General features: G+C 29.3%; 12 protein-coding genes, 1 tRNA gene and 1 pseudogene. 2 read left to right on the forward strand and 12 right to left on the reverse strand.

Translation table 11 applies throughout. The features are described from left to right. Positions 1 to 3 precede the first annotated feature (3 nt). Together glgD and CLLI_RS12170 are read right to left on the reverse strand one after the other, a co-directional pair. Positions 4 to 1,113, reverse strand: coding sequence for a glucose-1-phosphate adenylyltransferase subunit GlgD (gene glgD / locus CLLI_RS12165; protein ID WP_106064477.1), 1,110 nt, complete (start codon positions 1,111 to 1,113; stop codon positions 4 to 6). A gap of 14 nt (positions 1,114 to 1,127) precedes the next feature. Next, positions 1,128 to 2,255, reverse strand: coding sequence for a glucose-1-phosphate adenylyltransferase (locus CLLI_RS12170; RefSeq protein WP_106064478.1), 1,128 nt, complete (start codon positions 2,253 to 2,255; stop codon positions 1,128 to 1,130). 267 nt (positions 2,256 to 2,522) lie between these two features. Between CLLI_RS12170 and CLLI_RS12175 the strand changes: the two genes are divergently transcribed. Next, positions 2,523 to 3,152 (forward strand): phosphatase PAP2 family protein, encoded by a 630-nt coding sequence (locus CLLI_RS12175; RefSeq protein ID WP_106064479.1) that lies wholly within the window; start codon positions 2,523 to 2,525, stop codon positions 3,150 to 3,152. 40 nt (positions 3,153 to 3,192) lie between these two features. Here CLLI_RS12175 and lplA read toward each other — a convergent pair whose 3' ends face one another. The 7 genes and pseudogenes from lplA to CLLI_RS15135 form a co-directional block, all read right to left on the reverse strand. After that, positions 3,193 to 4,197, reverse strand: a complete 1,005-nt coding sequence (gene lplA, locus CLLI_RS12180) for a lipoate--protein ligase (RefSeq protein WP_242975597.1) — start codon at positions 4,195 to 4,197, stop codon at positions 3,193 to 3,195. Then, positions 4,187 to 5,896, reverse strand: a complete 1,710-nt coding sequence (gene lpdA / locus CLLI_RS12185) for a dihydrolipoyl dehydrogenase (RefSeq protein WP_207655109.1) — start codon at positions 5,894 to 5,896, stop codon at positions 4,187 to 4,189. The genes lplA and lpdA overlap by 11 nt, the downstream gene beginning before the upstream one ends. Before the next feature lie 128 nt (positions 5,897 to 6,024). Continuing rightward, positions 6,025 to 6,456, reverse strand: a complete 432-nt coding sequence (locus CLLI_RS12190) for a MarR family winged helix-turn-helix transcriptional regulator (protein ID WP_106064481.1) — start codon at positions 6,454 to 6,456, stop codon at positions 6,025 to 6,027. Positions 6,457 to 6,491: 35 nt separating this feature from the next. Further along, positions 6,492 to 6,926 (reverse strand): dUTP diphosphatase, encoded by a 435-nt coding sequence (gene dut / locus CLLI_RS12195; protein WP_106064482.1) that lies wholly within the window; start codon positions 6,924 to 6,926, stop codon positions 6,492 to 6,494. Between the two features lie 238 nt (positions 6,927 to 7,164). Continuing rightward, the gene (locus CLLI_RS12200; RefSeq protein WP_106064483.1) at positions 7,165 to 7,584 is read right to left on the reverse strand and encodes a hypothetical protein; all 420 of its coding nucleotides are present in this window, start codon (positions 7,582 to 7,584) and stop codon (positions 7,165 to 7,167) included. 133 nt (positions 7,585 to 7,717) lie between these two features. Beyond that, complete coding sequence (locus CLLI_RS12205; protein WP_242975598.1) at positions 7,718 to 7,870, reverse strand: aspartyl-phosphate phosphatase Spo0E family protein; 153 nt, start codon at positions 7,868 to 7,870, stop codon at positions 7,718 to 7,720. Between the two features lie 512 nt (positions 7,871 to 8,382). Further along, a pseudogene (locus CLLI_RS15135) lies at positions 8,383 to 8,623 on the reverse strand (transposase); the annotation flags it as partial. Positions 8,624 to 8,885: 262 nt separating this feature from the next. Between CLLI_RS15135 and CLLI_RS12215 the strand changes: the two are divergent. Further along, the gene (locus CLLI_RS12215; RefSeq protein ID WP_106064484.1) at positions 8,886 to 9,299 is read left to right on the forward strand and encodes a hypothetical protein; all 414 of its coding nucleotides are present in this window, start codon (positions 8,886 to 8,888) and stop codon (positions 9,297 to 9,299) included. A gap of 449 nt (positions 9,300 to 9,748) precedes the next feature. Here the strand turns inward: CLLI_RS12215 and CLLI_RS12220 are convergent, their stop codons facing one another. The 3 genes from CLLI_RS12220 to selB form a co-directional block, all read right to left on the reverse strand. Continuing rightward, complete coding sequence (locus tag CLLI_RS12220; protein WP_106064485.1) at positions 9,749 to 9,958, reverse strand: hypothetical protein; 210 nt, start codon at positions 9,956 to 9,958, stop codon at positions 9,749 to 9,751. Positions 9,959 to 10,299: 341 nt separating this feature from the next. Continuing rightward, positions 10,300 to 10,396 (reverse strand) — tRNA-Sec (locus tag CLLI_RS14605). A gap of 71 nt (positions 10,397 to 10,467) precedes the next feature. Then, complete coding sequence (gene selB / locus CLLI_RS12225; protein WP_106064486.1) at positions 10,468 to 12,375, reverse strand: selenocysteine-specific translation elongation factor; 1,908 nt, start codon at positions 12,373 to 12,375, stop codon at positions 10,468 to 10,470. Between the last annotated feature and the right edge of the window lie 10 nt (positions 12,376 to 12,385).

Consider the following 12,385-nt stretch of genomic DNA (forward strand, 5'->3'; position numbering starts at 1 on the left):
CTCCTAACTTAATGTTCTCTTCTCTATGACTAATGGAAACTCACTATCTCCTTTTAATTCTTTTCCTTTTTCAATAATATTATTTTTATCAATAATTACATTTTTTAATGTTACATTTTCTTGTATTTCTGCCCCTTGCATTATAATACAATTTTCTATTTCAGCACCTTTTCCAATAATTACTCTTCTTCCTATTATGCTGTTTTTTACTGAGGCATCTATTATACATCCGTTAGCTATCAGTGAATTATAAACCCTTGCATTATCGCTGTATTTTGTTGGTGCTTCATCCTTTACCTTAGTATAAATTAAACCATTCCTATAAAACAATTCGTTTCTTATTTCCTCAGACAACATGTCCATATTAGCTTTAAAATAAGAGTTTATAGAATTTACGCATTGCAAATATCCTTTAAATTCATAGGTGTTAATATTTATTTTTTTAAGATTATTCTTTATATAATCTTTAATATTTTTTGCACATCCAGTTTGTAAACAGGTGTGTATTATATTTATTATAAATTCCCTTTCCATAATATACATTCCTGTAAAAATGTTTAATTCATTATCCTTTCCTATGTTTTTACCAATGCTTATTATATTTTTATCCTTATCAAGATTAATTGCATCACAACCGATAAAACTATTTTCACCATGCTGAATAGTTTTGTATATTAAAGTAACATCTTTTCCCGATTCCTCATGACATTTTGCAGCCTCTCTAAAATCTATATTACAAATCATATTTGAAGAGGCTAGTATAACATACTTTTCCTTACTTCTTGTAAAATACTCCATATTGTTTCTTAAGGACCCTACATCTCCATCATAGGAAGCTATATGACCAAAATTAAATAAAAATAATCCACTTATCTTCCTATCTAAATCCCAAGGCTTTCCTGACCCTAGATGGTCTAAAAGAGATCTGGAATTTGTTTTTGTAAAAATCCCCACATTTTCTATACCAGCATTAACTAAATTTGAAAGTATAAAATCTATAATTCTATATCTGCCCCCTATAGGTATAGAAGCTAGAGGTCTACACATAGTAAGAGGTCTTATATTATCTTCATTTTCATCTAAATTTAAAATCCCCATATAATTATTTAACACAAAATTCACCCTCTCTATAAAATTTTTTCCCCTTCACTAATTACAGTTATAGTATTACCATCACCTATGATTGTATTTTTGTCCACAGTCACTTCCTCACCAACTATGGCCCTTTGAATAGAAGTATTCTCATTTATTATAGAATTTGACATAACCACAGAATCACTAACCTTAGCATTCTTACCTATAAAAACTCCTGGAAAAATAACGGAATTTATAACTTCCCCATGTATTGTGCATCCTTCTGTTATTAAAGAATTTTTGATTATAGCTCCATTGCCAATATACTGGGGAGGTCTTATAGGGTTTACAGAATATATTTTCCAACTGCTGTCATATATATTTAAATCTTTATGGTCATTGATAAGATCCATATTAGCCTGCCAATAACTTTCTATGGTGCCTACATCCTTCCAGTATCCTTTAAAAGCATAGGCATAAATTTTTTTGTCCATATTAATCATATTAGGAATTATATTTTTACCAAAATCATTACTAGATTCTTTATCATTTTCATCTGCTTCTAAAAATGATTTTAATATTTTCCAGTTAAATATATATATACCCATAGAGGCTAAATTATTTTTAGGTTTTTCAGGCTTTTCTTCAAACTCATAAATCTCACCATTTTCCTTTGTATTCATTATGCCAAATCTATTTGCCTCCTCTAAAGGAACTTCTATAACAGCAATAGTAGCATCCGCTTTTTTCTCCTTATGGTATTTGAGCATCTTTGAATAATCCATTTTATAAATGTGGTCTCCGGATAAAATAAGTACATATTCTGGATTGAATTTATCTATAAAATTAATATTTTGATAAATTGCATTAGCTGTACCTTTGTACCAGTCTCCTCCACTTTTTGTCTGATAAGGTGGCAGCAAAGTTACTCCGCCATTTATTCTATCTAGATCCCAAGGAATACCTATTCCTATATGGGAACTTAAAATAAGAGGTTGGTATTGCGTAGGTATTCCAACGGTATCTATACCTGAATTAGAACAATTGCTTAATGTGAAATCTATTATTCTATATTTTCCACCAAATGGTACTGCTGGCTTAGCATTTTGTTTTGTAAGGGTTCCAAGTCTTGTCCCTTGTCCCCCAGCTAAAATCATAGCTATCATTTCCTTTTTATGCATTTAACCCCACCGCCTATCTCATTTTTTTATTATTAAGTAGATCCCGTTATTATACATTTTACCAAAATTCTGAAAAACATTCTAGTTTATAAAAGATATAACATTGAATAAACACGTATATTTAAAAAATATATGCACCTTGTTAAAAATTTATGTAATTAAAAATGTATAAAAAATTTATAAATTCTTAAGATATATTTAATATAATAATTAAGAAAGAAGTATTAAAATAAGCTTATGGTTAAATAATACCTTCAGGAGGCTAAAATGGAAAGAGTAAAAAGTAATTCCAATCATTTATTAGCATTATTATCAATTCCAATAATAAATGTTTGTTATCAACTGCTAAATAATAATCATAGGGGAGTTTTTACCATTATTACAGGCATAGATAGAAATATACCCTTTATAAAGGCATTCATAATACCATATTTACTGTGGTATCCTTATGTATTTTTAGTTTTAATGTATTTATGTATGAATGATTTAAACACCTATTATAAAACCATAATAAGCATAGATATTGGATTAGTTGTATGCTATGTAGCCTACTTTTTCTTTCAAACTACAGTCCCAAGGCCTGAACTTTATGGAAATGATTTATTAATAAAATTAACTGAGTTAGTCTATAGATTTGATAAGCCTTTTAATTGTTTTCCTAGTATACATGTATTAACCTGCTACCTAGTGATTAAAGGAATAAACTTTCAAAATAATCATAATATATTAAGTAAATTCCTTGTTTATTCTATTTCAATCATAATAATATTATCCACTCTTTTTGTAAAGCAGCATGTTATCATGGATTTAATTTCTGCCATAGTAATAGGTGAATTAATCTTTCATATGGTAGATAAGTTCCTTTGGAAATCCCTATTTATAGTGGATATAGAATAAGAGCATGGAAATCCCTCAAAAGATTTCCATGCTCTTCACTTTAAAAATTCTTTTCTTTTTCTAGAAGCCATCTTTGTATTTCATCTATTATTGTTCTTTCTTCATCATCTTTTGAAATGTGGTCTAAACTATGGATAACTTCAGATATATTAAATTTTATTCCTTTAAATGATGTTTTAATTTTATCTATTAGATTTGTATTCATAAAGTCTGAATATATAGTTACTTCATCTATTTCTCCATTTTTTAAAGTAAATCCAATTTCAATTCCTCCAAAAGAAAATCTTTTAGCAAAGCTTACATCAAACTGGGGGCTTTCTCCAAATCTCCACTGCCAAGAAGAATACTTTTCTATTAATTTCTTAAACTCTTCATTTTCCAAGGAAACATTTAATAATTCTAATTCTCCGCCATAAACTTCGCAAAAACTTTTTTCAAGGGCTTTTTCTGTTTCCTCTAAAGTAATATTTCTTTTAATCTCGGATAAATTTACTACTCTAGATCTTACAGAATCAATCCCTTTAGAAGCTATCTTTTCCTTAGATACCTGAAGATACTTTGTAAGCTTATTCATATCGCTGTTAATTAATATGGTTCCATGATGATATGCCTTATCATTATCAAAATAAAAGGCATTTCCAGAAAATTTTCTTCCTTGTACTGTGATGTCATTTCTTCCTGTAAACTCCGCATCTATTCCTATACTTCTTATTCCCTGCAATATAACCTGAAGCTGTTTTTCTAAATTGTATAACTCCTCTTTCATTAAAAAAGTAAAGTTTAAATTTCCTAAATCATGAAAAACTGCTCCCCCTCCAGATAATCTTCTAGCTATGTTTCCTCCAGCCTCTTCCAGATCATGCACCTTACATTCCTTCCAAGGGTTTTGATTTTTCCCAATGACAATGGTATCTTTATTCTGCCATAAATATAATATTACTTCATTTTCTCCCACATTATTTAGTAAATATTCTTCTAAAGCTAGATTATAATATGGATCTACTCTATGTGATTTTATATATTTTAATGCTAAACTATTCTGCAAAATGTATTGCACCGCCTTCTGTTGCCAAGGCAGCCTCATGGATTACTTCTGATGTAGTAGGATGAGCATGAATTGTTTCTATAATTTGCTCTGCTGTTAAACCATTCTTAACAGCTAAAGTAACTTCTGCTATTAAATCCGATGCATGTGGTCCTATTATACTGCAGCCTATTATCTTCCCAGAACTACTTTCTTTTATAATTTTTATAAATCCTCTAGTTTCTCCATAAGTCATAGCTTTACCATTGGCTGCAAAAGGGAATTTTCCTACTACTATATCCATACCTTCCTCCTTTGCTATTTTCTCAGTGATGCCTACAGCAGCTATTTCTGGCTCCGTAAATATAACACTTGGTACAGAATTATAATCCATTTCTTCAGCTGTACCTAAAATATTTTTTACAGCTACAATTCCCTGATGTGAAGCCACGTGAGCTAACTGCATCTTGTTAGTTACATCTCCTATAGCATATATATTAGGAATACTTGTTTCCATTTTATCGTTAACTTTTATTCCTTTTCCTCTTTCATTTAATTCTATATTTAAATTTTCTATTCCTATGTTTTCAAAGTACGGCTGTCTTCCAACAGACATAAGAACCTTATCACAGGAAACATATTTATATTCACCATTTTTATTGAATTTTACTATGCATTCATCTTCTTCAGCTGCTAATATCTCTTCTACTTTGCATCCAGTATATAATTTTATTCCCTTATCTTTTGATATATTGGTTATTTCATCAATTACATCTTGGTCTAACATAGTTAAAACATTATCAAAGTATTCCACAACATATACTTCTACTCCCATATTAGCATAAATAAATGCAAATTCCATTCCTATAACTCCACCACCAATGATTACAATCTTTTTTGGCAATTCCTTTAAATCTAGAGCTTCATCACTAGTAATAACATTTTTAAAATTTGCCCCTTTTATTGGTAAACAGCATGTTTTTGAGCCTGTGGCAATTATAATATTTTTAGCTTTTACTAATGTTTTATCATCTATTGTTATAGTATTATTATCTACTAATTTGCCCTTTCCTTTTATGAATTTTATATTATTTTTATTTAATAAGTATTCTATTCCGCCAACTAAATTATCTACAATTTTATTTTTTCTTTCAATTACTTTTGTCATATCTACAGAAGGATTTTCAATGGATATTCCAAAGCTTTCCGCTTCTTTTATATTGTTGTAAACTTCTGCTGAACGAACTAGTGCTTTAGTAGGTATGCAGCCCCTATTTAAACATGTACCACCTACCTTATCTTTTTCAATTAGTACTACTTTAGCGCCAAGTTTAGCCGCCTGTATAGCTGCAACATATCCTCCTGGGCCTCCCCCAAGTATAGCTATGTCTCCTTCTACAACATCTTTCTCTTTACAACAACACTTTTCTTGTATATTTTCCATAGCTGATTCATTACAGCCCTTATGTTCTTCATTATTTTTTTCCACATCTATTTTAAATAATACATCTCCAAGTTTCACCCTAGAGCCTTCCTCTACATCTAAGCTGCAAATTTTCCCCTCTATATTGGATTTTACAGGTATATTACCCTTTCTCCCTTCTACTTCTAATAGCACATCTCCAGCTTTTACTAATTGTCCAACAGTTTTATGAATCTTACCTACTTTTCCTTCCTTAGATCCTGGAGATAATTTTTCCAATTTAACCTCTATAATCATATAAACTCCTCCTAAAATATAAATTAAAACAACAAAAAACAATTGCCATGCTAATTATTAGTATAGCAATTGTATTTAGAAAAACCAAGACTTTTATATGAAATTTTATTTTTATATGGCAAAATTAATTATTCTTCATTGCTTACATTTTTAGTCATCTTTTTTAAAACTTTCTTAAATGTTTCAATTTCTTCTTCCGTCAAACCCCTTGAAGCTAATTTCCTCATTTTTTCTCCTTCAGGTAAAAGCTTCAATCGTAATTCTTTACCATCTTTCGTTAAAATAAGATTTGTCATTCTTCTATCCTTTGGGTCTCTTTTTCTTATAACATAGCCATCCCTTTCCATTCTATCTATTAGCCTTGCAACAGAAGAAGCTTTTATATCCATCTTCTTCCCTAACTCACCTTGGCTTATATTTTCGTATTTACCCATAAAATATAATGCAATCCATTGCACTCTTGTAATTCCTAATTTACTTAATCTTTCATTAAAACATTCCGATAATTTTTTAGCAGCATTATTAGTAATAAAAGCCACACACGTATCTAAATCAAACACCAAACCACTCCTTAGTTTCATAATAACATATTTTCCTATTTTAAGCCTGTAGATCCAAGACCATTTTCTCCTCTTTCACTATCTAGTAGTGTAGTAACCTCCAATATTTTCACTTTTAACACTGGTTTAATTACCATTTGAGCAATTCGCATATGTTTTTCCACTTTAAAAGTGTTATTTCCATGATTTATTAATATTATACATATCTCTCCCCTATATCCCTCATCAATAGTGCCAGGTGTATTTAAAACCGTAATAGAATGTTTTAAAGCTAGTCCACTTCTAGGTCTTATTTGAGCCTCTGTTTCCTCAGGCAACTGTATACTTATTCCTGTATGTATTAAAGTGGTTTCTCCAGGTTCTATGGTTTTCTCCTCAATTGAATATAAATCCATACCTGCATCGCCTTCATGAGCATATTTAGGTATAATTGCATCTTCATTTAGTTTTTTAATAAATAATTTGTACATTGCTGATAATCCCCTACCTTTATCAATTTGGTATATTAACATATTTTATTATTAATTCATCTTTTTCGCAACATAAAATTAAAAAAACCCCGTTTACACGGGGCAAAAATGAAGAGGTTATCTATTACTTTATTATTACCAACTTTAATATAATTATGATAACTATAAAAAAATTTAGTAAAAATAAAAAACCTTGATGTTTCAAGGTTTCCATTTATGATAAACAAAATTTTCATTTTTATACTTTAAATATTATATTCTCTGCCCTGCCTTCTTCAATTTCAATTTTAGACTTCTCTAGGAGTTCTTTTATTTTATCCATATCTGGTTTAAAATAAACTGTATTATTTATTATTTGTGGAGAACTTATTTTAAAGTATTTTACTATTATATTTATCCTTTTAATTACTTCCCCTGTATCAAAATCATACTTACCTTCATCTTTTAGACTAGCTACTGCTAGTAAAATATATAACCTTACTTTATTATCTTTACACCTAATGTATATATCTGTGTTCACAGCAATAAGCAAAATATTCCTGACTTTCAAAAAATCCAGTTGACTACTATTGCAAGAATTATTGTCAGCAGAATATATATATTGGGGAAAATCCCCTTCTTTTAATAGTTCTATTGATTCCAAGTCATATTCACTCATTAACTTCCCCCCTCCACAGCTCTCATATTTCTATATATTCTACATTGTTATTAAAACTCCTTCTAATATACATGTAAAAACTAAAATATAAGTTAATGTTTACCAAAATCGGGGTAAAAAAATAAACACCAGATTATACTGATGTAGTATTATAATATTTATATATAAGTTTGTCCATTTCCTTACTGAGTTCTAAAACTTCTCCCCTGCTTAAAATGGTTTCTTTTTCAGCTAGCTGATTTAATTTTTCCCTTAGTACTTCCATATACTCCTTATATTCCTTCAACGCTTTCATCTCCAATTGTTTTTTCAATATAATGTTATTATATATTACACTAAAGCATCATTCAATTAATATAGTAATAGTCCGAATATTTAATTTAGTTTACTTTTATACAATAAGCTTGGTGTTTTTACATTTTTTTCAACATATTAAGACAAATTTACACACAATAACAAAGCGGCCAGTAGGCCACGTTTTTTTGCTTTATCCTCTAAATTAGGCGATAGCCTGTAATTCAAACTATAATTCTGTATTAAAGTTGATTTAATTTAAGTTTTTTACATATTGATTTTATGCGCTAGCATCATGAATTTAAAAGTTTTTTCTTTTTAAATTCTTCATATACTTCATTACAATATCCATCTTATGTATAACATACATTTCCATAAATAATTTTGGTACTTCTGTTTCTAAACCACAATTTAGGCACCTATAAGTTATTGTTTCTCTTCAAAGAATTCATTTACTAAAGCTTTCGTTTTTCTTATTTTATTTTCATTACTTAATATTATTTAATTCTTTAACTTATCTCGTATACTTATTCCATAATAAACTATATCATTAAATTTCATCCGTGCTCCACACTTTGAGCAAGTCAAAGGATTTACTTTAAAAGTTAACTTTTCCTATAAAATCAAGTGCTTCTAATTCTTCTTCAACTTCCACTCCATCTTCATGCCTTTTATAATAAAAAGCTACCTTTTTACCACTATAGCTCTTGATTCTTGATTCTGCGATAACAGATCTTGATGTATATATGGTATCTTTCTCTATAGTGTTATATTCCTAGCTCCACCTTCTGTAACAATTAAATGTATGTGCTAAGGATACTATCTCCAAAAATGAAAAAGCTCAAGTTGAACGTATATCAGAATATGATATCGTTACTAATCTAAAATCTAAAACAGATACAGAATTAAAGCAAAATGGATTTAGCGATATTGAAATTAAAGAAATTAGATCATTTGACTATAAGAAAAAAATATTCGAGTTATCAAAACTTGGTAAAAGTGAATTAGTGCATAGGGGATATAGTGCTGATAAGGCTGAAGCTATAAGCAATTTTACTGGAACACAACAAGAAATTATAGCTTTAGCAGCTGGTGCAACAATATATTCTGGTTATTCTTATACTTCAGGCTCAGGAACAGATTGGTATATATCCTTTAGTTGGGGGTGGAGTAGCGAGCCATTTTTCAAAGGAACTGATTTAATAGGTATCAGAATATTGGGATCTGTTAACGGTACTACAGCTGCATGTACAGTATCATCATCTGGTTCTTATGCAATAGCAAATTACTATGTGCAAAATGATAGCACTGTATCCGGGGGACCTAATTATCTGACATTCTTTAAGCCAGATGTATCTACAGGACAATTCATATACCTATGCAAGCATGGTTTAAAGCATATCCTGATAATCCTAACTTAATACCCTGTTGGGTACAAGAATATTTTTGTAATTAGCTTAACTAACAAAACATATAGACTTTATATATAGTATTCGGTGAATGATTTTAAGACTCAGAATAAACGTTAAATACTTTATAACTATACTTTTCAAACATAGTCCAGCGACTCATATAAAAAGGAAAAGTGGTTTTTTGCTTAATTTTATAGAACCTTTTACTGGACAAGTATAGATAATTATAAATTCTGCCTATACTCATGCTACTTTGCATTTTATAATAAATACTTGTAAAACTGTAAAACAGATTGCAAACTCTTTATAAATCAACATTTCAGTTAATGGTATCCTATTCCTTTCTTAATAGAGGTTAATGCACATAAAAAATGCAAATCCAATTTGTTTTGGATTTATTTGAATTTTGATAAGTTGTAAATATCTATGTTAATAATAAGATCAATTAATTTAAATAATTATTTTTTGTTGCTTTCTTTAATAGTCGCAATAATTAAAGCTGTAGAACCAACAATAACAGCAATAATTAAAGTTATTCCAACTTCAATAAATGAAAAATCTGAAACAGTACCATCAGGTGATTTACTTAAATTTAAAATCAAAAAGGATATAATAAAATATGATATGAACGTTAAAAGCAATGACAGTATATACTTTAAATACTTCATAAAAATCCCCCCAACTAATAAATACAAGCAAAACGTTTAACATATTTCCAAATAAGTAAAATAGTTCCATTTAATAGTAACATACTCTATTAAATATAATCAAGATATGATACACTTATGATTAAGCTAATATTATAGGCTATAGGCTTTTTTTGTTTTGCTTTTGAATGTATTTTTGGTAGTATAATATAATAAGGAAATATTAGGAGGAAAAGATTTAGAAATAGCAATTCTCAAAGATTTAAAAACACTGTATTTTCAAACCCTATCGGGCTATTTCTCAAAGCAAACTTTTTTAAATTCCTACTAAATAAAAAAAGCCCTAAGGGCTATTAAATACTTGGCGGGAGCATGTGGGAATCGAACCCACCAATGACGTTATTAGCGCCACAACACAGTTTTGAAGACTGGTAAGTACACCAGTACACATCTACTCCCATATTAAATATAATCTAATGTGCAGTAGCTAAATTATGCTTACGATTATTAATCTTATATTAAAATCTTAATTATGTCAATACTCTTTTATCATCTACTCTTTTAGTTAATTTAATATAATCAAAATATTCTATAATGGCTACCGCATATTTTCTACTAGTATTAAGTAAATCTCTAAACTCACTTAAGGTAATAGATCCTTTTTCATTTATATACCTTATTACTGTATCCTTTGCTTTATTATAGCTACTGAATGAAAGGGATATATCCTCATTAATTTTTATAATTTCACCATTTTCAATTAAGGAATCATATACCATCTTAAATGTTTTTTTATCCTTTTCTTTGCTAGCTAACTCTTCATACTTTGGAGGTGAAAAACCCGCCTTATTATATATTAATATCAATTTTTCCTTTATTTCCTTTTGTTCTTTCGTATATTTTATACTAAATGTATTTAAAGAAATATAATTACCATTAATATTTATTATGCCCTTCTCAGCTAATATGTGCAAAATCTCATCATATATTTTTTGTTTTAATTTCTTTCCAAAGACTTTGCCTTTTATTTCCTCTTTTGTCATACCAACTTTTAAAGGGTTATCCATATGAAATTTTTCTAATTGGTGAACCATGAGTTTTGCTTTTTCATCCATATATTTAACATGAATATATATGGGATTATTGTCAATTAGCAATTCTATTATTTTTCCATGTTGTTTTAAATTATTTATTTTCTCTTCTATGATATTGGGTTTTAAATCTATGGATTTTTGTATTAAAGATTTATCAGGAAATTTTGGGCTTAGATTTTCAATAATATTTTCTAATATACTTTCTGTACTCCCACTTTCTTTAATCTTTAATTCATCAATGTGGCCTTGGTCAAATTGTTTAGCCTTCTTACTTAAAGGTTCTATTATAATTCCCCCGCCTATAGTATACATGGGCGAATAATTTCTTATAACAAATCTATCATCTTTTTTGCAAGCAATAGGGCTTTCAAGCCTTAATTGCACATAAGCATTTTCCCCTGGTTTTATCTCTTGTTTATCTAATATTATTACTCTACACAATAATTCTGAAGTACCATGATGAAGTCTTACTCTCTGTCTATTCTCCAAAGGCCTATTATTACTTTGTAAATAATGCAGATTACAGTCTACCATAAGGGATGGTTCCATACTATCAACAGCCGATACAACATCTCCTCTTCTGATGTCCTTCACCTTTATATTAGATAAGTTCAAAGCAGATCTTTGTCCAGCTTCAGCTAGTTTTACTTTTTCATCATGAACCTGTATTTCTCTAACTTTACACTGAATTTTAGAAGGATATATTTCTACCATATCGCCTTCCTTTACGCTGCCATTTAATATGGTGCCAGTAACTACAGTACCAAAACCACTTACAGAAAAGACTCTATCCACAGGAAGTCTTAAACTTCCTACAGTATTTTTACTTTCAACTTCCTCTGTAATAGAATCTATAGCATTTACTAATTCTTCTAACCCCTCTTTAGTTGTAGAAGAAACTAATTGTATCTTTGCATCCTGCAGAAAGGTTCCTTTCATTTCCTCTTTTACTTCTTCTATTACCATGTCCAGCCACTGACTATCTACTAAATCTATTTTAGTTATAACTATAATACCCTTTTTTACATTAAGAAGCTGTAGTATCTGTAAATGCTCTTTGGTTTGAGGCATTACTCCCTCATCTGCCGCTATAACCATAAGCACTAAATCTATGCTGCTTACTCCTGCTAACATATTTTTTATAAATTTTTCATGTCCAGGTACATCTATTATTCCCCCCCTTCTCCCTGATGGCAAATCAAAATAAGTAAATCCTAAATCTATGGATATACCTCTTTCCTTTTCTTCTTTTAAATTATCTGTATTTCTTCCTGTCAGAGCCTTTATAAGTGTTGTTTTACCATGATCAATATGCCCTGCAGTTCCTATAACTATATGTTTCATTTTTTATATT

The organism is Clostridium liquoris (genome assembly GCF_002995785.1).
GTDB lineage: Bacteria > Bacillota > Clostridia > Clostridiales > Clostridiaceae > Clostridium_AO > Clostridium_AO liquoris.